Origin of the sequence: Micromonospora sp. SL4-19 (assembly GCF_047921475.1) — a bacterium.
Classification (GTDB): domain Bacteria; phylum Actinomycetota; class Actinomycetes; order Mycobacteriales; family Micromonosporaceae; genus Micromonospora.
The window spans coordinates 1-18,583 of record NZ_JBLROB010000054.1; the positions used below are offsets into that span (position 1 = coordinate 1).

At 67.3% G+C, this 18,583-nt stretch carries 18 protein-coding genes, 2 tRNA genes and 2 pseudogenes; 5 read left to right on the top strand and 17 right to left on the bottom strand.

Going from position 1 to position 18,583, the window contains the following annotated elements; all coding sequences use genetic code 11:
* The first annotated feature begins 494 nt into the window (after positions 1-494).
* Positions 495-722 carry a hypothetical protein gene (locus ACNAVT_RS31110; RefSeq protein ID WP_416301509.1) on the top strand — a complete coding sequence of 76 codons (228 nt, stop codon included), beginning with the start codon at positions 495-497 and terminating at the stop codon, positions 720-722.
* Between the two features lie 6 nt (positions 723-728).
* On the opposite strand, the gene ACNAVT_RS31115 is transcribed toward ACNAVT_RS31110, so the two are convergent.
* From ACNAVT_RS31115 to ACNAVT_RS31140, 6 genes are all read right to left on the bottom strand, one after another.
* Positions 729-1,526, bottom strand: a complete 798-nt coding sequence (locus ACNAVT_RS31115; RefSeq protein WP_416301511.1) for a carbon-nitrogen hydrolase family protein — start codon at positions 1,524-1,526, stop codon at positions 729-731.
* 99 nt (positions 1,527-1,625) lie between these two features.
* On the bottom strand, positions 1,626-2,921 hold the full coding sequence (clpX, locus tag ACNAVT_RS31120) for an ATP-dependent Clp protease ATP-binding subunit ClpX (RefSeq protein WP_416301512.1): 1,296 nt from the start codon (positions 2,919-2,921) through the stop codon (positions 1,626-1,628).
* 211 nt (positions 2,922-3,132) lie between these two features.
* Positions 3,133-3,795 carry an ATP-dependent Clp protease proteolytic subunit gene (locus ACNAVT_RS31125; RefSeq protein WP_302762397.1) on the bottom strand — a complete coding sequence of 221 codons (663 nt, stop codon included), beginning with the start codon at positions 3,793-3,795 and terminating at the stop codon, positions 3,133-3,135.
* Between the two features lie 14 nt (positions 3,796-3,809).
* Entirely contained in the window at positions 3,810-4,451 is a 642-nt protein-coding gene (locus ACNAVT_RS31130) for an ATP-dependent Clp protease proteolytic subunit (protein WP_416301514.1), read from the bottom strand.
* Positions 4,452-4,623: 172 nt separating this feature from the next.
* Positions 4,624-5,970 carry a trigger factor gene (tig, locus tag ACNAVT_RS31135; RefSeq protein WP_416301516.1) on the bottom strand — a complete coding sequence of 449 codons (1,347 nt, stop codon included), beginning with the start codon at positions 5,968-5,970 and terminating at the stop codon, positions 4,624-4,626.
* A gap of 144 nt (positions 5,971-6,114) precedes the next feature.
* Positions 6,115-6,188: transfer RNA gene (locus ACNAVT_RS31140), tRNA-Pro, on the bottom strand.
* A gap of 302 nt (positions 6,189-6,490) precedes the next feature.
* Between ACNAVT_RS31140 and ACNAVT_RS31145 the strand changes: the two genes are divergently transcribed.
* A tRNA-Gly gene (locus ACNAVT_RS31145) sits at positions 6,491-6,561 on the top strand.
* Between the two features lie 53 nt (positions 6,562-6,614).
* Here the strand turns inward: ACNAVT_RS31145 and ACNAVT_RS31150 are convergent.
* The 6 genes from ACNAVT_RS31150 to ACNAVT_RS31175 form a co-directional block, all read right to left on the bottom strand.
* Positions 6,615-7,760, bottom strand: coding sequence for a tyrosine-type recombinase/integrase (locus ACNAVT_RS31150; RefSeq protein WP_416301519.1), 1,146 nt, complete (start codon positions 7,758-7,760; stop codon positions 6,615-6,617).
* Positions 7,753-7,962, bottom strand: a complete 210-nt coding sequence (locus tag ACNAVT_RS31155; protein ID WP_130330370.1) for an excisionase family DNA-binding protein — start codon at positions 7,960-7,962, stop codon at positions 7,753-7,755. Before ACNAVT_RS31155 ends, ACNAVT_RS31150 begins: the two co-directional genes overlap by 8 nt.
* A 64-nt stretch (positions 7,963-8,026) precedes the next feature.
* Positions 8,027-9,598 (bottom strand): replication initiator, encoded by a 1,572-nt coding sequence (locus tag ACNAVT_RS31160; RefSeq protein ID WP_416301521.1) that lies wholly within the window; start codon positions 9,596-9,598, stop codon positions 8,027-8,029.
* On the bottom strand, positions 9,588-9,881 hold the full coding sequence (locus tag ACNAVT_RS31165; RefSeq protein ID WP_416301523.1) for a hypothetical protein: 294 nt from the start codon (positions 9,879-9,881) through the stop codon (positions 9,588-9,590). The genes ACNAVT_RS31160 and ACNAVT_RS31165 overlap by 11 nt, the downstream gene beginning before the upstream one ends.
* The gene (locus ACNAVT_RS31170) at positions 9,878-10,123 is read right to left on the bottom strand and encodes a helix-turn-helix domain-containing protein (RefSeq protein ID WP_416301525.1); all 246 of its coding nucleotides are present in this window, start codon (positions 10,121-10,123) and stop codon (positions 9,878-9,880) included. The genes ACNAVT_RS31165 and ACNAVT_RS31170 overlap by 4 nt, the downstream gene beginning before the upstream one ends.
* The gene (locus ACNAVT_RS31175) at positions 10,123-10,554 is read right to left on the bottom strand and encodes a hypothetical protein (RefSeq protein ID WP_416301527.1); all 432 of its coding nucleotides are present in this window, start codon (positions 10,552-10,554) and stop codon (positions 10,123-10,125) included. The genes ACNAVT_RS31170 and ACNAVT_RS31175 overlap by 1 nt, the downstream gene beginning before the upstream one ends.
* 235 nt (positions 10,555-10,789) lie before the next feature.
* Here ACNAVT_RS31175 and ACNAVT_RS31180 point away from each other — a divergent pair, with 235 nt between their 5' ends.
* Positions 10,790-12,034: an XRE family transcriptional regulator gene (locus ACNAVT_RS31180; protein WP_416301529.1), complete on the top strand. Its 1,245-nt coding sequence runs from the start codon at positions 10,790-10,792 to the stop codon at positions 12,032-12,034.
* A 412-nt stretch (positions 12,035-12,446) separates the two neighbouring features.
* The gene (locus ACNAVT_RS31185; protein WP_416301531.1) at positions 12,447-12,944 is read left to right on the top strand and encodes an SRPBCC family protein; all 498 of its coding nucleotides are present in this window, start codon (positions 12,447-12,449) and stop codon (positions 12,942-12,944) included.
* Positions 12,945-13,115: 171 nt separating this feature from the next.
* Here ACNAVT_RS31185 and ACNAVT_RS31190 read toward each other — a convergent pair whose 3' ends face one another.
* Both ACNAVT_RS31190 and ACNAVT_RS31195 read right to left on the bottom strand, forming a co-directional pair.
* On the bottom strand, positions 13,116-13,871 hold the full coding sequence (locus ACNAVT_RS31190; RefSeq protein ID WP_416301534.1) for a hypothetical protein: 756 nt from the start codon (positions 13,869-13,871) through the stop codon (positions 13,116-13,118).
* Between the two features lie 201 nt (positions 13,872-14,072).
* On the bottom strand, positions 14,073-14,852 hold the full coding sequence (locus ACNAVT_RS31195) for an SDR family oxidoreductase (protein ID WP_416301536.1): 780 nt from the start codon (positions 14,850-14,852) through the stop codon (positions 14,073-14,075).
* 295 nt (positions 14,853-15,147) lie between these two features.
* Here ACNAVT_RS31195 and ACNAVT_RS31200 point away from each other — a divergent pair, with 295 nt between their 5' ends.
* Positions 15,148-15,558, top strand: coding sequence for a VOC family protein (locus tag ACNAVT_RS31200; protein WP_416301537.1), 411 nt, complete (start codon positions 15,148-15,150; stop codon positions 15,556-15,558).
* Between the two features lie 809 nt (positions 15,559-16,367).
* Here ACNAVT_RS31200 and ACNAVT_RS31205 read toward each other — a convergent pair.
* The 3 genes and pseudogenes from ACNAVT_RS31205 to ACNAVT_RS31215 all read right to left on the bottom strand — a co-directional run.
* Positions 16,368-16,580, bottom strand: a pseudogene (locus ACNAVT_RS31205) (response regulator transcription factor); the annotation flags it as partial.
* A 498-nt stretch (positions 16,581-17,078) separates the two neighbouring features.
* A pseudogene (locus ACNAVT_RS31210) lies at positions 17,079-17,738 on the bottom strand (PIN domain-containing protein); the annotation flags it as partial.
* 258 nt (positions 17,739-17,996) lie between these two features.
* Positions 17,997-18,583 (bottom strand): hypothetical protein (locus tag ACNAVT_RS31215; protein WP_416301538.1); only part of this gene is annotated, 587 nt, incomplete at its 5' end.

Genomic DNA, 18,583 nt, shown 5'->3' on the forward strand with positions numbered 1-18,583 from the left:
AAAGCCCTACACCGTAGGACCCCCGTCCGGGGCAACCTCTCTAAGTTACCCGGTCCGACCCTTGCTGTCAACCTCGCAATCGAGGTGATCAACTTGGCTCGAGCCGATCCACGCTGACGCACGCCGTATTCGGCGGTCGTTACTGTCGTGGGTTCCGGCGGACCGGCCGGCGCCGCTCTCGCGGCCACCCGCCCGGCTCCCTGCCGGCCTTCGAACTCTACCCGGTCGGCTTCGCGATCGCAACTCCGTGTTTCTCGGAGCCTCTCGCACCACCCGGATCCTCAGTCTGGTTTGGCGTTGCCGCCACCAGCCTGGCGCCCGTTCTCGGCCAGTTTGTCCGGCCTCCCTCGTGCAGAGAGAAAGTTACGCGGACGGGCCCGAGAAGGCAAATCAGCGTCTGTCACTGCTCTCCCTGCGGCCGCGGGGGCACCCGACGGCGGAAGACAGCAATTGAGAGGGACCACGAGCGGGCCAACCGTGCCAGAGTGTCTGACATGGATGACGTGTCGCGGTTCCCGGCGGCAACTCTCGCTGAGGAGACCCTGCTCGGCCTGCTCATGCCGTTCTGGCAGCTGGTCATCGGAGCCTTCGTGGTCTTCGTCGTCCTGGTGTCGGTGCGACGCCTGGTCCGACGCGGCCCCTCCCGGATGACGACGGCGCTGGTGATCACCGCTGTAGCGATTGCCGGCTTCACCGTGGTCGGCGTACTGCTGGAGAGCTGATCCGGCTCACAGCCGACGGTTGGCGAGGCTGGGCAACTCGGCGCGGATCGTCCGCAGCCGCTCGAGGTCGAGCTCGATCACCGCGAGGCCCGGCCCGTCGGGGACCTGGCTGAGCACCGTCCCCCACGGGTCCACCACCATGCTGCGCCCGAAACAGGTCCGCCCCGGCTCGTGGTCGCCGGTCTGACCGGCGGCCGCGACGAAGCACTGGTTCTCGATCGCCCGCGCCCGGAGCAGGACCTCCCAGTGATCCCGGCCCGTGTGCATCATGAACGCGGCGGGTACCACCAGGAGTTCGGCGCCCGCCTGCGTGACCAACTGCCGGTAGAGCTCGGGGAAACGCAGGTCGTAGCAGATCGAAAGGCCGACCCGCAGGCCCTCGACGTCGACCACCACCGGCTGGTCGCCCGGGGAGACCGTCGCCGACTCCCGGTACGACACGCGGCCAGGGATCTCCACGTCGTACAGATGGATCTTGCGGTAGCTGGCGGCGAGGGCGCCGGCGCGGTCGAAGACCAGCGAGGTGTTCCAGGTGTGGTCCGGGTCCGGGCCGGCCTCGTGGAACGAGCCGGCGATCACCCACATGCCGAGCCGCCGGGCGACGCCGGCGAAGAACTCCCCCACCACGCCGTCCACCGGCTCGGCCGGAGGCATCCCGTCTGCGACGCCGAGGTAGTCGACGTACTCCGGGAGGACGGCGAGGTCGGCACCGGCCGCTGCGGCCCTGACCAGCAGGGCCTCCGCGGCGGCGAGGTTCGCCGACCGGTCGTCGCGGGCGTTGAGCTGGCAGACGGCGACGCGCATGGGCCTCAGCGTACGGGCGGACGCCGCGCGACGACAGGGTTCAGCTGCCCGCCGGCACCAGTGCGCCGGCGGCGAACCCGAGCCGGGAGAGCTGGCGGCTCAGGCGGACTTCTCCTCGCGGTCCCGACGCGCCCGCCGACCGGTGAACTCCCGGGGCACGATGGTCGGGTTGACATTCTCGAGGACCACCTCGCGAGTGATCAGCACCCGGGCGGCGTCGGGGTTACTGGGCACCTCGTACATCACGGAGAGCAGGACCTCTTCCATGATCGCCCGCAGGCCGCGGGCACCGGTGCCCCGGAGCATCGCCTGGTCGGCGATGGCCTCCAGCGCGGGCTGTTCGAACTCCAGCTCGACGCCGTCCAGTTCGAAAAGGCGCTGGTATTGCCGGACCAGGGCGTTGCGCGGCTCGGTGAGGATCCGCACGAGCGCCGCCCGGTCGAGGCTGCGCACACTGGTGATCACCGGGAGCCGGCCGATGAACTCGGGGATCAGGCCGAACTTGAGCATGTCCTCCGGCATGACCTGGCTGAAGATGTCGTCGGTCGACCGCTCGGAGACCGACCGGAGTCGGGCACCGAACCCGGTGCCGCCGGAACCGGTGCGCGACTCGATGATCTGGTCGAGGCCGGCGAAGGCACCACCGCAGATGAAGAGCACGTTGGTGGTGTCGATCTGGATGAACTCCTGGTGCGGGTGCTTGCGCCCGCCCTGCGGCGGCACGTTGGCCACCGTGCCTTCGAGCATCTTCAGCAGCGCCTGCTGCACGCCCTCGCCGGAGACGTCCCGGGTGATCGACGGGTTCTCCGACTTACGGGCGATCTTGTCGACCTCGTCGATGTAGATGATCCCGGTCTCGGCGCGCTTGATGTCGTAGTCCGCGGCCTGGATCAGCTTGAGGAGGATGTTCTCCACGTCCTCGCCGACGTACCCCGCCTCGGTGAGGGCGGTCGCGTCGGCAATCGCGAACGGGACGTTGAGCATCCGGGCCAGGGTCTGCGCCAGGTGGGTCTTGCCGCACCCGGTGGGGCCGAGCAGCATGATGTTGGATTTGGCCAGTTCGACGCCGTCGTTGCCGGAGCCCGGCGCGCCGGCCGCCTCGGCCTGGATCCGCTTGTAGTGGTTGTAGACCGCGACGGCGAGCGCCTTCTTGGCCTGCTCCTGGCCGACGACGTAGTTGTCGAGGAACTGGCAGATCTCCATCGGCTTGGGAAGCTCTTCCCACTTCACCTCGCCGGACTCGGCCAGCTCCTCCTCGATGATCTCGTTGCAGAGATCGATGCACTCGTCGCAGATGTAGACGCCGGGGCCGGCGATGAGCTTCTTGACCTGCTTCTGCGACTTGCCACAGAAGGAGCACTTGAGTAGGTCGCCGCCGTCACCGATCCGTGCCACCTACGTTCTCCCTGCACTCGTCGGCCGGAGCGCCGGCCCTGACCTGCGGGCGCCGGGCGCCCGTCCGTCTGTCGTCCCACCCGCCGGTCCGACCAGCGAAGCGGTACAGACCCGACGTTACCCGTTGCCGGAGGTTTCTCCGACCCCCAAAACCGGTGTGTCAGAGGTCGGCCAGGGACGAAGCCCCGGCCGACCTCCGACCCGGCACGGCTCAGCTCGCGGCGTGCGCCGCCAGCAGACCCTTCTTGCGGCTGGTCAGGATGGTGTCGACCAGCCCGTAATCCTTGGCCTCCTCGGCCGTCATGATCTTGTCACGGTCGATGTCCTTGCGGACCTGATCGACCGGGCGGTTGCAGTGCTGGGACAGCATCGTCTCCAGCTGCGTCCGCATCCGCAGGATCTCCCGGGCCTGGATCTCGATGTCCGAACCCTGACCGTAGCCGCCTTCGGTGGCCGGCTGGTGGATGATGATCCGGGAGTTGGGCAGCGCCATCCGCTTGCCCGGGGTGCCCGCGGAGAGCAGCACGGCCGCCGCGCTGGCCGCCTGGCCCAGGCAGACGGTCTGGATGTCCGGGCGGACGTACTGCATGGTGTCGTAGATCGCCGTCATGGCGGTGAAGGAGCCGCCGGGCGAGTTGATGTACATGATGATGTCGCGGTCCGGGTCGGTGCCCTCGAGCGTCAGCAGCTGGGCCATCACGTCGTTGGCCGAGGCGTCGTCCACCTGCACGCCGAGGAAGATGATCCGGTCCTCGAAGAGCTTGTTGTACGGGTTGGACTCCTTCATCCCGTACGACGTGCGCTCGACGAACGACGGCAGAACGTAGCGGTTGTGCACGGCCGCGAACTGGGGCGGCAGGCTCAGGTCGGTCATCGTCAGCTCCTCGATCAGCTCAGGGTCCCGGCGCCTTCCGGAACCTGGGCGGCTCCGGTGATCACCTTGTCGATGAAGCCGTAGTCCATGGCCTCCTGGGCGGTGAACCAGCGGTCTCGGTCCGAGTCCGCCTCGATCTCCGCCGCGCTCCGGCCGGTGTGGTACGCGACCCGCTCCTGGAACATCCGCTTGGTGTAGAGCATCTGCTCGGCCTGGATCGCGATGTCGGCGGCAGTACCGCCCATGCCACCGGACGGCTGGTGCATCATGATCCGCGCGTGCGGCAGGGCGTAGCGCTTGCCCTTGGTGCCCGCGCAGAGCAGCAGCTGGCCCATCGAGGCCGCCATGCCCATCGCCACCGTCGACACGTCGTTGTCGATGAACTGCATGGTGTCGTAGATCGCCATGCCGGAGTAGACCGAGCCACCCGGCGAGTTGATCCAGAGGTTGATGTCGCGGTCCGGGTCCTCCGCCGCGAGCAGCAGAAGCTGCGCGCAGATGCGGTTGGCGACCTGGTCGGTCACCTCACTGCCCAGGAAGATGATGCGCTCCTTGAGCAACCGGTTGTAGACCGAGTCGTCGAGGTTGCCAATGTTGTCGCCACCGCGGGCCTCGATCGCCCGGAGCGGCTTCGCTGGGATGTGCATGTCGGTCATGGCAGCCCTTCGCTCTCCGTACCGTCCTACCCGACACTAACCGCTCAGCCGGGGGGCGTACTCCCGGTCGGGACACTGTTCGCTCTCAGCGCAGCTGCCCCAAGGCGTACCCGGAAAAGGGTTTCGGCCGCCGCCCAGCGCGCAGCGAGGGACGGCGGCCGACACCCGGCGATCAGTGCTCGTGGTTGTGCTCGGCCTCGTTCTGGGCGCGCAGCGCGTCGAGGGTGACCTCGTTGCCGGCCGAGTCCTTGATCTTGATCTTCTCCATCACCGAGGCGAGCGCCTTGCCGCGACGGACGTCACCGAAGACGGCGGCGGCGGCACCGGAGCGGACCAGCTGGTCGTAGTACTGCTGCGGGGCCATGCCGGCGCGCTGCGCGCGGTGGACGATCTCGTGACCGAACTCGTCGTCGGAGACCTGGACGTCCTCGGCGTCGGCGAGGGTGTCCAGCAGCAGCTGGATCTTGACGCCCTCGGTCGCCGCCTCCGTGAGCTCGGTGTCGATCTGCTCCTCGGTCTTCTCCTCGGCGGCGAGGTACTCCTCCAGGGAGGCGCCGATGCGCTCGAGCTGGTCGACCATCGCGGCCTTGCGGCTCTCGACCTCCTCGCGGACGACGCCCTCCGGCGCCGGGACCTCGGCGGTCGCGACCATCTGCTCGAGGGCCTTGTCCCGGGCGGCGTAGATCTGCTCGACGTTCTTGCCCCGGGTAACCCGCTCGCGCAGGTCGCCGCGCAGCTCCTCGATGGTGTCGAACTCGCTCGCCATCTGGGCGAAGTCGTCGTTGAGCTCGGGCAGCTCCTTCTCCTTGACCGTGCGGACGGTCACCGCCACGTCGGCGTCACGGCCGGCGTAGTCGCCACCGACGAGCTGGGTGGAGAAGGTCGTGCTGTCGCCGGCGGCCAGGCCGACCAGCGCCTCGTCCAGGCCCGGCAGGAGCTGCTTGCTGCCGACCTCGTGCGAGATGTTGCTCGCCTGCCCGCCCGGCACCTCCTCGCCGTCGACGGTGGCGTTCAGGTCGATCTGGACGTAGTCGCCGTCCTGGGCGGCCCGCTCGACCGTCTTCAGCGTGGCGAACCGCTCGCGCAGGCTGTCGACCTGCTCGTCGATCTCGCTGTCGGCGACCTGGACCTCGTCCACCGTCACCTCGATCGAGGCCGGGTCCGGCAGGGTGATCTCCGGGCGGACGTCGACCTCGGCGGTGAAGTTGAGCGAGTCGCCGTCGGCGAACTCGGTGATCTCGACCTCCGGGCGACCGAGGGTCTTCAGGTCGTGCTCGCGGACGGCGGCGAGGATGTTCTGCGGGATCGCCTCCTGCACCGCCTCGTTGAGGACGGTGCCCCGGCCCACCCGCTGGTCGATCACCGCGGCGGGAACCTTGCCCCGGCGGAAGCCGGGAACCTGGACCTGCTGGCCGATCTCCCGGTACGCCTTCTTGAGGCTCGGCTCGAGCTCGACGAACGGCACCTCGATGGCGAGCCGCACGCGCGTCGGGCTCAGAGTCTCGACGGTGCTCTTCACAGGCGTACTCCTTGACGGATCTCGGTTGAGTCTGGGCGTGATTTCGCCCATCGAGTGTAGGCGAGCCGGCCTGCTGCATCGGCAGCGCCCGGGTACCGCGCGGAAAATCGGCGGTCCCCGGAACGACCCGGCCGCGAACGACAGTCGGGGTGGCGGGATTTGAACCCACGGCCCCTCGCTCCCAAAGCGAGTGCGCTACCAAGCTGCGCCACACCCCGTGGCGACGAGAAGTGTATGCCGTCCGCGCCTGCCGGACGGTCACCGGGGCGTGCCAGCCCCACTCCGGGCGCCCTTACCGGACCGACACCAGGCCACACACCGGGGCCGCACGAGGCCACAGGCGGGGCGGACACGAGGCAACATCTTCAGAGAAAGAGTGGCCTCCCTACGCTTGAAGGGCACTCTTCCGGAAAAAGGTGCGGATCTTGAGGCCCGTGACGGCGGCGCGCGGTACGGGGCTGCGCGTCCTGTTCGGGGATTCGGTAGGCTGTCGGGCGCGCCCCGCGACAGCGGGGTGCACGCGGGCGTAGCTCAATGGCAGAGCTTCAGTCTTCCAAACTGACGGTGCGGGTTCGATTCCCGTCGCCCGCTCAGCAATGGTGGCCCAGGTCAGAGGCAGTTCCCGACCTGGGCCACATCCATATCTATCGCTTGTTCTTGCGGCCGTGCCCGTTGCGTGCCCGATCGCGTTCCTTGGCGATGCTGGCGCTGAGCGCTCCGGCGATGGACTTGTCGCGCTCGGCTGTCGCGTGCTGGTAGATCATTGCGGCGCGGGTCGAGCCGTGTCCCATGCGGGCCATGAGGTCGGCGAGGCTGGCACCGGTCCCGGCGGCGAGGGTGTTCCCCGTGTGCCGCAGGTCGTGGAAGTGGAAGCCAGGCAGGCCGGCGGCGGTGACCGAGGCGGACCAGCCGGCCGCCTTCTGGAAGTTGGAGCGGCGCAGCGCAGCGCCCTTCGCGCCGGTGAAGACCAGGGCGTCAGGGTCGTCGGCGACGAAGTCGCGCAGATGACGCCGCAGATCCGGGCGGATTGCCGCCGGGATGGTGACGGAGCGACGGCCGGCAGCCGACTTGGGCGGGCCGAAAATCATGCGTCCGTCGGACATCTCGACCAGGGTCGCGCGGACCGTGACGGTCGTGCAGCGCGGGTCGATGTCGCTGCGGTGCAGGGCAGCGAGTTCGCCGTAGCGGAGGCTCGTGAAGGCAGCCAGCAGCACCAGGGCACGGAAGCGTGCGGGTACTCGGCCGGCGATGTCGAGGACCTGGGCGATGGTCGCCACTGGCCGCTCGGGGGTGTGGTGCTCTCCCGCGCTCTTGATCCGGCACGGGTTGCGGCGGATGAGTTCGTCATCGACAGCGGTGACAAGCACCGCGTGCAGCAGCCGGTACGCCTTGGCCCGCATGGTGTCCGTGACACCGGCCGCGACGAGTTCGGCGTACCAGGCCCGGACCCGGCCGGGCGTGAGGTCGCTGAGCAGCACCGCGCTCAGGGTGGGCTCGATGTACTTGCGGTACAGCCACCGGTAGAGGGCGACCGTCCGGGGCCGCAGGTTCGGCCGATGGTCAATCCATGTAGTCGCGTACTCCCCCAGCGCGATCCGGCCCCGGTTCGGGTCGTGCCAGGTGCCCTTGATGATGTCCGCCTCAACGGCGGCAAGCCACCGGTCCGCGTCAGCCTTCCGGGCGAAGGTGTGCGGTGCCGGTCGGTCGATGCCGTCCGGGCCGAGGTAGCGGGCTTGGAAGCGGCCCGAGGGCAGCTTGCGGATGCGGCCGAAGCGGCGCTTGTCAGCCATAGACGTGTTCTCCCTTCCGGTAGCGCAGAACAGGCCGGATGGCGTCAATGCGGCCTTGACGGATGTAGTCGGTGAGGTCGTCGGGGTGGAACCGGACGTACTTGCCGACCTTGTAGAAGCGGATGCGGCGCTCAGCGACGATGCGGCGCACGAAGCGGACTCCGGTGCCGAGGCGCTGGGCGGCCTGCTCGACGGTGAGCATGTCGACGGTGCGGGGTTCGTTCAGAGCGGTACTCCTCTCGTGATGACGGACAGGTCGTGCGGGTTCAGGCAGCAGCGGTCATCTCCTCTCGTGCGATCTCGTGCCTCTCGCGGGCCATCGCGGCGGCGGTGTTGGCCAGGAGGGCGTCTCCGGTGGTGCGCCAGCCCGAGCCTGCGTAGGACAGCAGGCCGACGATCAGCGTGGTGTCGTCGTCCTCGGGTTGGTCGGCCCATTCGTGGCCGGTCTCGGTGCGTCGCCAGATGACCCGGGCATCACGCAGGATGCGGAAGGTCACCGAGTAGCGGCGGCTCTTGGTGAGGAAGTGGCCGCCGAAGCCGAGCATGTGCGCCCACCGGCGAAGCATCTGCCAGTCGCGGTGCCCACCGAGGGTCCAGCAGGCGTCGACAAGCCTCTCGGGGGGGGTGCCCTGGTGGTTGGCGTAGAGGTCGATGACCTCGCCGTCGAGGCGGCGGGACACGTGCCCGGTGGCCTCGGTGGACTTGGTGGCGTACTTGGCCAGGTACCCGGCGACTTTCCCGTCGGTGATGTCCCCGTCGACGGTGATCGGCCGCACGTCGACCTGCTCGCCCCAGGTGATGCGCCAGCCGGCGGGCTGGGCGGGGTGGGGGCGGGTGGTGAAGGCGACCGTGGCGGCGGCGTGTTCGACGGCGGCGACCAGGTCGTCAACACCGAGCCCAGCCGGCGGCGGCACGATGGCGTCCGGGTCGTGGTCGATGCCATCGAGGCGGATGACGGCGTGGTAGTGCACGACGGCGCGGCGCTGCATCTCCGCGACCTTCCCGAACGACGGTTTGACCGGCGGCACCCGGCGCAGCCGGCCGGAGGCGGTGACCTGTTCCACCGGGGGCAGGCCGAGCTGACGGGCGCGTGAACGGAGGTGGCGGGTGGTGGCGATGGTGGTGCGGCGCCACAACTCCGGGGCGGAGTGGTTCCACACGATCTGGGCGTCGTAGTCGTAGCAGTCCAGGCACAACGGCTGACCCAGCCGAGGATCACCTTCCTCGTGCCGCGCCCAACAGACCGTGGGCTGGCCGTGCTCGCAGGGCCGGACGGTGGGGTCGGACGCGCGGCGCGGGTGGCACGGTTCGGCCCGGCAGTCACAGCGGCGGCGGTTGCCGCAGGTGTGGCGCTTCACGATCCGGGTGTGCACCGTGCCGAACGACGGGGCGGTGAAGGTGACGAACACGGCCGGATGCTGCGCGACGGTGGTGGGGATGCCCTTGCCGCCGGCGAGGCCCGCGCGCAGCAGTTGGTAGGCGTCGCGTTGGTAGGTGCGGGCGCAGGACGGGCAGACGGCGTGGCGGCGGTTGCCGCACGGCTTGTAGATCTCCCCGTCCGGCAGATCAGCAGTCGACACCGACGCGAGGAGCCGGCCAGTGGCCCGGTCGATCGTGGCGACCTCACCCGAGAGGCGGACCGGATGGGAGCAGCCCGCGGCTGCCTTCACATGGTCGAGCCAGTCGAACACCTGCGGATCGCAGGCCCGGGCGAAGGCGGACTCGTCACGGCCGACGAACGAGCCCGGCGAGCCGGCGGAGGTGGCAGGGGTGGGCCGGTGCCCCGGACCAGACGAGTGAGCCTGGCCCGGGACAACGGTCGTGAGGTCAGCGGCCACGGATGCGGACCGCCTTGGACGGAAGGTGCTGGACGGGCCGGGTGCCGAACGGATTCGGCGTGTCGAAGATCCGGCCGAGCAGGGAGGCCACGTAGGCGGGCAGGTCGGCCCGGTGGTGCTCCCACAGGTAGATGTCGCGGAGGAGTTGGTAGGTCTTCGGCAGCTCGATCCCGTCGCGTGCGGCGAGGATCTTCATGCGGCCGATGAGCTGGACGGGTTCCCAGCCCCGGGTAAGCCGGGGTTGACGCCAGCGGTACGCGGGGGCTGCGGTGGTGGTGGTCATGGGGCCACCTCGATCAGCGCCGCCAGGTCGACGCCCAGGACGAGGGCGAGTTCCCGCAGGACCGACAGCCGATCCACGGGGATGCGGTCGTGTTCGACCTTGGCCAGCCAGGTCTCCGACCGGCCCACCAGTTGTGCGCAGACAACCTGCGACATGCCGCGACGGCGGCGCAGCCGCGCCACAGTCGCCCCGAAGGTTGCGGGACGGTTCGCGGCCACGGGCCGCATGACGGTGGCGATCATCAGGCCACCACCAGTGCCTCAGTGTCGATCTGGGTGAGGCCGCCCCAGCAGGAGCAGGGGATCGAGGACACGGGGTCCGCCCCGTAGCCGTGGCACTGGTTGCAGACCGCCCAGGCGGTCTGGGTGTAGTCGGAGATGCACTCCGAGGACTGGCAGCCCTGGTTGCCGCACATGATGCAGTAGCCGGCGAAGTTGCAACGCGGCGGTCGAACAGAGTTGTCCGGTGCGGGGACGGTGGTGGGGTCCGTGGTGAGCACGGACAGGCAGGCCAGCAGAGCAGTCCGATCGAGGACTGCGGGCAGGTTCAGCGCCTTCCCAGGGGCCAACGCGTCCCGAAGCGTCGCCAGAGCAGAAAGCAGGCGAGCATCAGACAGCGCCGAGAAGTTGCCCGAGGCGCAGTGAGCAGGGTGAACGGTACGCTGGACAGGCATCGTGTTGGTCCTTTCGCAGAGGGAACCGATGCACCGGCCTCAGCGAGTTGCAGCTCGCTGGGGCCATCTCTTGACCGGAGAGTACCAACTCAGTTGGTACTTGCCTAGACCTCCTTTGCGTGTCAGCGGATCAAGCTCAACGATGTTCTTGATTCGCTAACAACGACAGGTGTCTTCGCAGTGACAGGCACTTGTCCCCTCCCATGTCCCCGCGATCGGGGGGAATACTGGCCCCATGGGAGACGGCACGATGCAGAGCAGCGATCGGCCCGCCTGGGCAGCGAGAATGCGCTCCGAGCGGGCGGCGCGGGGCTGGTCACAGGGTGACGCAGTGCGGGCGCTGCGGGCGCACTCTCGCGAGGCGTTGCCGGCAGATAGCACGCTGCTTCGTAACTGGAAGCGCTGGGAGGCCGGCGGATCGGAGCCGGACGCCTTCTACAAGACGCTCATTGCGGAAACGTTCGGAACCGTCACCGCAGCTTTCTTTCCGCCCCAAGCCAGCCGAGACGCTGACAGCGCTCTGCTCGCCGGTTCCGGCATGGAGACCTTGGAGATCCTTGCCCGGGTGCGGGCGTCCGACGTATCTCCGGCGACTCTTGACGCCCTGCGGATTACCGCCGATCGCCTGTGCTGTGAATATCCCTACCTCCCGTCAGACCAGCTCTACGCGGAGGGCCACGCCTGGCTGCGGCGGATCACTTCCCTGATGGATCGCCGGCTCACGCTGGCGCAGCATCGAGAGGTGCTCACCCTCGCCGGCTGGGTCGCGCTGCTGGTTGGTTGCGTCGAGTACGACATGGGCCAAAAGCGCGCGGCGGAAGGCACCCGCAAGGCTGCCCTGTCCCTCGGCAACGAGGCAGGCAACGCCGCTGTCTCGGCTTGGGCACATGAAATGCGCGCGTGGTACGCCCTCACGCAAGGCGACTACCGAAGCGTCATAGCAGCCGCCGAGGCTGGAGAGGCAGCAGCACCTAACGACGGAGCGGCTGTACAACTGGTCGCTCAACAGGCGAAGGCTTGGGCGCGGCTCGGCGACCGTCGCCAGGTTGAGGCATCGCTCGACCGTGGCCGCCGACTACTGGAGTCTCTGCCCTATCCCGAAGACACGGATCACCACTTTGTAGCCGATCCCGCGAAGTTCGACTTCTACGCGATGGACTGCTATCGCATCGCCGGAGAGGACCGGCTTGCCGAGATGTACGCGAACGAGGTAATCAGGTCATCAACCGCTCCGAACGGCTACGAGCGCAAGCCGATGCGGGTCGCGGAGGCACGGATCACCCTGGGAGTCACGGCCGCCCGCAGCGGCGACGTAGAGGCGGCAGTCGCGCATGGCCGGCAGGCTCTACGGGGCGAGCGGAAATCTCTGCCCTCGCTGCTGATGTGCTCGCGCGAACTGACGAACCTTCTAGGGAAGCGCTACGCGAAGCAGCCCGAGGTTTCGGCGTATCTGGAGGAAGTGCGGAGCCTGGCCGCATAGGCGCAGGGTCAGCTGTCGCCCGGCTGGTTTGCTCGGCGGCCACCAACGCCAGGGCGAGGACGTCCCTGATGCCAGGACCTGATCCGCGCTGGTCGCCACATGTGAGTGCGCCCCACGGTTAGGTCAGGTTCCGGCATCTGCCGGCGCTTCCGATAGTTCGTGACCGTCGATACTCCGACACCCAGGTAGGCGGCAACGTCCGACGTAGTCCACCACTCCGCATCCTCAGCCGCTCTCTCATCGGTCACGCCTCCATTGTCTCCGTGCGTGGGACGTTCAACGCAACGCCCTTCCGGCCGGCTGCCGGCTGTGTCCGGTCTCGGGACCTCCATGACAGATGGGTCTCGGGACGTGGGTGACACGTCCGGCTAGACGATCTCCCACCGTTGACGGTGGGATTACCGTCGGAGGCATGATCGTGCGTACGCGCTGGACGATCCCCCACTCGCCTGAGGTGTTGTGGCCGGCGCTCTGCGACTCACGCCTTGAGCTGCAGCCCCGCTGCCCGGTGTTCTACATGGGTACGCCTCGGCCGACGATGTGCCGGCTGCCCGATGGCCCAGGCGAGGTGAACGCGGCCCGGCAGTGTGTCTCAGAGCAGGGGGTGGTGCGGCAGCGGATCACCGTATGGGAGCCACCGGCCCGGCTGGCGTTCCACATGGAGTCGACGGATCTTGGTTTCCACCGCTACGTCGACTATCTCGGTGATCTGTTCGAGATGGCCCCTGCGGGTCGTGGCACGCAGGTCACCCGGACCACGACGGTGACAGTCCGCGGGTTCGGCCGCGCCGCGCTGTATCCGGCGCTATGGGTCGGGTTGAAGTCGGTACACCGCTTCGTGTTCCGCAACTGGCAGAAGATGGCGTTACCGGCCCCTCGGCAGGGTGACGCTCCCTCGCCTACAAGGTGATCACCCGGCTGCCGCATGCGGAGTCCTGACGTGCGGTGCGGCGCGAGGCTGTAACGCATGTCCTGATACCGATCTGTCACGCAGGTCCCGAGACCGGACAGCCGGCTGCCGGCATGTCTAGTCCCACCACATGCTTGACGAATCCGTCCCAGCACCTGCTTGACGGTGGGCCTAGTAAGCGTGCCCATGGCCGGGGCCAGTGGGCTCAGACGCCAACGCATGCCAGAGCCGTTGGTATTCGGCTGGTTCGCCGATCGCGGCCCGGTGCTGTGGGTGGTCGACGTAGTACCGGATCGTGTCGGCGATGAACCACGGGTGGACGTTGTCGATGCGCAGCCGCCGCCGGCCCAGGGGGAGGATGCCGCGGCGGCGTACCAGGTCCGGTTGCGTGTAGGTCAGGCCCAGGGTGGAGGCCCCGACTGCGGGCTGGGAAGGGCGGCCGGGTGCCAGGGCCTCCCACGGCACCATCAAGGAGCCGGCAACGTCGCGTTGATAGACACCGTCCGGTCGTAGCTCGATCGAATAACCGCGCCAGCCGGCGGCGAGCTGGATACCAATGGCGACGAGGAGCAGGAACGGCAACAGGATGAACAGGCCCTCGAAGACTTCGCCAAGGCTGCCAGTCACCAGCAACTGCGAGGAGGCCAGGAACGTGAGCCCTACGGCCATGTAGATCTGGACCGCGCTCGGTTCAGTGGCGAAAGCCCGAACCTCGGGCTTGACCAGAAAGGCTGCCGGCCGTCGCCGCAGGGCGAGCGGGGCCAGCAACATCAGCAGCAGGCCGGTGAGGGCGGGCGCGATGGCCAGGATCAGACCCAGCGGGGGTGGCAGTTGGCGGACCGCTGCCAGGCCCACGGCCAGGACGAGTGCAACGGTGAGGATCGGCCGTCGGTATCGGACCGTGACGGCGGAGATCGTGGCCAACATGCCAGGAGAGTAGTCGGCCTCATCCACGCCCCCGGCCCCTCAATTTCCGGATCTTGTCAAGCATCAGATGGGACGCAGGTGTAAAGCATCAGCCGGGACACGACACAGCCGGCTGCCGGCCATGCCTGGTCTCGCATGATGCTTGACGAAACGGCCTCGGAGGAGGCTTGACGCCCTGCCATCTTCGAGGTGCATCTTTGGTTACGAGATGCCGCCGTCGCTGCATAGGAGTTGGCCGTTGATCCAGCCCCCGTCGGGTGAGCATAGGAACGCGACGAGGTTCGCACAGTCCTGTGGGCGCCCGAGGCGACCGAGCGGCGTGGACCGTAGGACGCCAGCCTTGATCTCTGCGGTCATCCAGCCGGTGTCGGTTGGACCCGGATCGATGGCGTTGGCGGTTACGCCGAGGTGGGCCAGTTCTTGAGCAGCGGCCAGGGTGATCCGGTCGAGAGCGCCTTTGCTGGCTCCGTAGGGAAGGTTGCCGACGGTAGCGTCACTGGTCAGGCTGACGATGCGTCCCGTGCCGTGTGGCCCTTGGAACCGTTGGGCGTACTCGCGAATCAGGAGCCAGCTCGCCCGGGTGTTGACCGCGAAGTGACGGTCGAAGCTCTCGATGCTGGTGTCGAGCAGGCCCGAGTTGACGCTCTCGCAGTGAGCGAGGACGAGCGCGCTGACCGAGCCCAGCTCTCGCTCTACGGTCTTGAAGATGTCAGCTGCGGCGTGAGGATCACTGAGGTCCGCCTCGACTGCGGCAGTTCTTGCCCCGTGCTTGGCGGCTTGGTTGCTGAGCTGTGTTACGGCCTCGGGATCGGCTCCCCAGGGCATCCGCTCGTCGTACGGGGTCCAGTAGGTGAAGCCGACATCCCAGCCGGTCTGAGCCAGCGTCAGCACCACTGATGCAGCGATGCCGGCGCTGCGGCCGGCACCGGTCACCAGGGCGACGGGTCGATGCTGTTGATCCGTGCCATCCATAATTGCCATCCGTGGTCGCACCCCCTCGACGCCCCATCCTTGCTGCCCGCCCAAAGGCCGTCATCGGAATTACCCGGCCAATACAGCGGAGCCGGCGATACATCGCCACAGCGTCAAGCATCATTCGAGGCCGCCGCGTCAACCATCAACCGGAGTCGGACAGCCGGCTGCCGGCCATGCCTGGTCGAGCATGATGGTTGACGGAATCGCCTCGCCTGATGCTCTACATGATCACGTCGGGGCTGACCGAACGAACACGGTCCAGACATGACGTTTCCCTTGCTCCGGAAGCGGCATACTGACCATGCTGGCCTGGGTCCTGACTACGGAGGGGGTGCTCGCTTTGGCGTTCGGTCGGCTCCACCATCTGGTCGTCGACTGCCCGGATCCGATGGCCGAGGCGCGGTTCTGGAGCGCAGTCCTCGGCGATCCGATCACCTACGCAGACGAGGACTTCGTCGTCGTGTCGGCCAGCACGGCGGCGTCCGGGCTGGCGTTTCAGCGCGCCGCCGATCTGACGCCGCCGACGTGGCCGGAGCCGGCAGTGCCGCAGCAGATGCACCTCGACGTGATGGTTGACGACCAGGCTGCGGCGGGGGAGGCAGTGCTCGCGCTGGGCGCGCGGCAGTTGCGCGGCGATCACGTATACGCCGATCCGGCAGGCCACCCATTCTGCCTGATCAGACGCCCTACCTGGGCGCCGCCCGTGAACTGAGCTCAGCCCTGGCTCGTGCTCAGGAGCGGCGCGGCTCACTTCGGCAGGCACCCGATCGTATGACCGACCGGCAACTGCCAGACCGCCGAGTCCCGGAACCCCTGGCTTGAACCTCTGCGCACAGGTAGCCGCGAGTCGCGCGGTCATTGCGATCATGTAAAGCCTCATTCGAGGCCACGGTGTCAACCATCACCCGGCGCAGGACAGCCGGCTGCCGGCCAGGTGGTGAGAACTTTCTGTACGTCTTCAAGGCGGCCCTGAACGGGCCGCACGCGCCGCCGCCTGGGCGCGTGCCGGCCGCTGCCGCTGTCGCTCTGCGGCCGTCACGCCTGATGCCCGGCGGCTGGCGCGGAGAGCGGGAAGCCCGGTGGGCCGCCGCCGAACGACAGGGGCGTTGACCGAGGGTGTGGTGGGCCGGCAGCCGGCCGGGCCGCGCGGCCACGAGCCCGCGCGGCGTAGGGGAGCGGACGCCGGCCGTGTCGGCGCGCTGGCGGCGGTCGCGGGGTTGCGGTTAGTGCGCCTCCGGCGGGGGCGCTCCGGCTCCAGGATGGCCGGGGCTCCGTCGCCGGGTCACGGTCCGTGGGTGGTTGCGGAAGGGAGCCATCCCGCCCGCCATCGACCCGGGACGAGCCGAGCAGACCACCGCCCGACCCGCCAGCGTCCGTACGAGCCGTCAAGGTCCGCTTGACGTGGCGGGCCGGGCGGCGGCCCGCTCCCCGGAGGGCGGGTCGACGGCAGACGGGATGGCGAGGTGGCGGAGAGTGCGGCTAGTCACGCCTGCCGCCATTGGGTAGATGTGAGCAACCGCCCTACGGCGCTGACCCTTCCCCTCGGTTGCGCAAGTAAATGGCGCTAGCTTGGACTCGGGTTCTAACTTCAAGCTTGTCGAAGATATGGGCGACATGAACGGCGATTGTCCGTTCGCTAATAAATAGCCGTTGCCCAATTTCCTGATTCGTTAGGCCCTCTGCTACGCATGCCAATACTTCGCGTTCCCGTTGCGTTAACAAGGCCAAGGGGTCGTCCTCTTGCTGGGTTGAGGCCGCCTCCGGCTGTTCTGCGAATCGCAACCCAAGGGCTCTGTCTATCGAGCTCAAGTGGTGTCGCAGTCGATCGCTATCGTTCTGTAGGGCTTGCCATCTCGTCAATGACTGACGTAACCGGTCCTTCAAAACTTCAATCGTTGCCGTCAGGTTGATGCTCTGCTCGTCGTTTTCTCCTGCCGCTTCAAGAGCTGCTTCTGCGTCAGCAAGTTCCGTCTGGTTGACGGCGGCCGCCTCTCTCGCCACGGAGAGCGCCGCATCGACTTCAGTGATACGTTGCATGACTTCGTTGCGAACGGCTGTCCCCTGGGGCAGGCGCCGTTGGTGCCTTTTAGGGAGCTTCTCAGCTTGGCGGATCGTGTCTTCACTTACGTTGGCGTCGAGGAAGGTTGCTGCATCCCTCAGGAAGGTTTCGGTCCGCATAAGTATCAGCAGAGCGTCCGCTTTGCTGATTGCTTCATCCGCCAGCTCGGGACGGGCACACACCGTCTTCCCCTTGACGCGCAGGTACCAGTCTTCCTTCACGTCGCTGGTCACGAAAACAATCATCTTGCTGCCTCTGCGCCTCGCCTCCTCCAAGGTCTGCCTCCAAGCGAAGTAGTCGCCATGCTTTGGGGAGTCCTTGAACCCAGGAGGAATCTTCTCCGCGTTTCGGCGGGCGGCCTCGGTCAGCGCTTCGGCCTCTGCCTCCGAATCGAATGGTTTGCCTACCTTATCGCCGAAGACCGCTTCTAGCCGCTCCAATATCGGATCTTCCGCCATTGGGTCACCGAGTCCGTGGTCGGCACGCAGCCGGGCAAGGGTTTTGCTCATCGGATCGAATATGCTCGAAGCAATCGAAAGTAGCTCGTCGCGCTCCCGTAGTGGTAGGGCCACTCGGTTTGATAGATGACGGATCTTGTCCCTCAGCTCTTCGATCACGCTTGCCTCGTGAGTGGAGATCGCATCAAGGGCCGTTTGATAGGCGGCTTGATTATCCGCGATAACCTCGAATCGGTTTCGATGGAACTCCAAGGCGACTTGATGGGGCACGAAAACCTTGTCGCCCAAGCGTTCGAATGCGGACAGCAATTCGGTGCGAGCGGCCGGGGCGAAGCGGTAGAGGTTCAACAGCACGTTCGCGTCGAACACCACCATGCCTGATTTGAGTGCTTTTTCCACGTCGGCCCGGGTTGGAGCCAAAAAATGCGCGAACTGGGCACTAAAGCTCACTGCTGATCACCATGCCGCTCGCTAGACGGGGAGACTTTGATCGACACCCTACGCGTCAGCGGCCACTGTCGTGGCCCTGCAGGTGTCGCGTTATCAGATCAGCCAGGGATCACCTCGCCGGGCACACAAGGGCTACCAACCCCCCGGACGGTCTGGCAACTGCCCGACGAGGAGATCCACCTTCTAGCGATGAAGCCTGCGCTCTAGAACCCTCTTCCGAGGCCGGCTCCCTCCTCGCCTGTGGATACTGGGCTTGTGCTTCCGGCGGCCGGGCATCCCGTCGGCCGCAACCGTTAGCGCGCCAAATAGAACGGTGACGATTCCTGCCGGGCTGGCGAGATACTCCTTCCAACCGCGCAGGCGCTCGGGATCGTGGGCGTTAACTGTTCCCAAAACAACAGTCAGTAACACCATGGCGGCGAGGACTGAGCCGTAACGCTCAAGGGTTCTTGCAGTGGGGTCGAGTCGGCGGACAAGGAGAAGGCAGCACCCGAAAAGATACTTGACCAGCAGAAGCGACGAGGTCGCCCGTTCATCGCCAGCCTCTGAGGCCTCTTCCATCTGGTCAAGCCACGTTGCCGGGTCTGCCAGAAGAGCGCCAGATTCCCCTTGGAGGATTTCGACGGCGTCGACAGTCTCAAAGAGTTGAGCACTGACAGCGAGGGCGCCCCAAGTCTGAGTATCGATCTGAGCGAACGCTCGTGACATGGCGCGCCGGCTCGGCGAAAGCCAATCCAGCCCGCCAGCCGTAAGTGACCTCTTCATCGCGG

What these genes read in the sequence shown, in the direction of transcription:
- ACNAVT_RS31155 (WP_130330370.1), bottom strand. Translation starts at nt 7,962, where the DNA reads ATGCTCACCGTCGAGCAGGCCGCCCAGCGCCTCGGCACCGGAGTCCGC.
- ACNAVT_RS31190 (WP_416301534.1), bottom strand. Translation starts at nt 13,871, where the DNA reads ATGTTGGCCACGATCTCCGCCGTCACGGTCCGATACCGACGGCCGATC.
- ACNAVT_RS31170 (WP_416301525.1), bottom strand. Translation starts at nt 10,123, where the DNA reads ATGATCGCCACCGTCATGCGGCCCGTGGCCGCGAACCGTCCCGCAACC.
- ACNAVT_RS31125 (WP_302762397.1), bottom strand. Translation starts at nt 3,795, where the DNA reads ATGACCGACCTGAGCCTGCCGCCCCAGTTCGCGGCCGTGCACAACCGC.
- ACNAVT_RS31200 (WP_416301537.1), top strand. Translation starts at nt 15,148, where the DNA reads ATGCTGGCCTGGGTCCTGACTACGGAGGGGGTGCTCGCTTTGGCGTTC.
- ACNAVT_RS31130 (WP_416301514.1), bottom strand. Translation starts at nt 4,451, where the DNA reads ATGACCGACATGCACATCCCAGCGAAGCCGCTCCGGGCGATCGAGGCC.
- ACNAVT_RS31110 (WP_416301509.1), top strand. Translation starts at nt 495, where the DNA reads ATGGATGACGTGTCGCGGTTCCCGGCGGCAACTCTCGCTGAGGAGACC.
- ACNAVT_RS31115 (WP_416301511.1), bottom strand. Translation starts at nt 1,526, where the DNA reads ATGCGCGTCGCCGTCTGCCAGCTCAACGCCCGCGACGACCGGTCGGCG.
- ACNAVT_RS31150 (WP_416301519.1), bottom strand. Translation starts at nt 7,760, where the DNA reads ATGGCTGACAAGCGCCGCTTCGGCCGCATCCGCAAGCTGCCCTCGGGC.
- ACNAVT_RS31185 (WP_416301531.1), top strand. Translation starts at nt 12,447, where the DNA reads ATGATCGTGCGTACGCGCTGGACGATCCCCCACTCGCCTGAGGTGTTG.
- ACNAVT_RS31195 (WP_416301536.1), bottom strand. Translation starts at nt 14,852, where the DNA reads ATGGCAATTATGGATGGCACGGATCAACAGCATCGACCCGTCGCCCTG.
- ACNAVT_RS31180 (WP_416301529.1), top strand. Translation starts at nt 10,790, where the DNA reads ATGGGAGACGGCACGATGCAGAGCAGCGATCGGCCCGCCTGGGCAGCG.
- ACNAVT_RS31175 (WP_416301527.1), bottom strand. Translation starts at nt 10,554, where the DNA reads ATGCCTGTCCAGCGTACCGTTCACCCTGCTCACTGCGCCTCGGGCAAC.
- ACNAVT_RS31165 (WP_416301523.1), bottom strand. Translation starts at nt 9,881, where the DNA reads ATGACCACCACCACCGCAGCCCCCGCGTACCGCTGGCGTCAACCCCGG.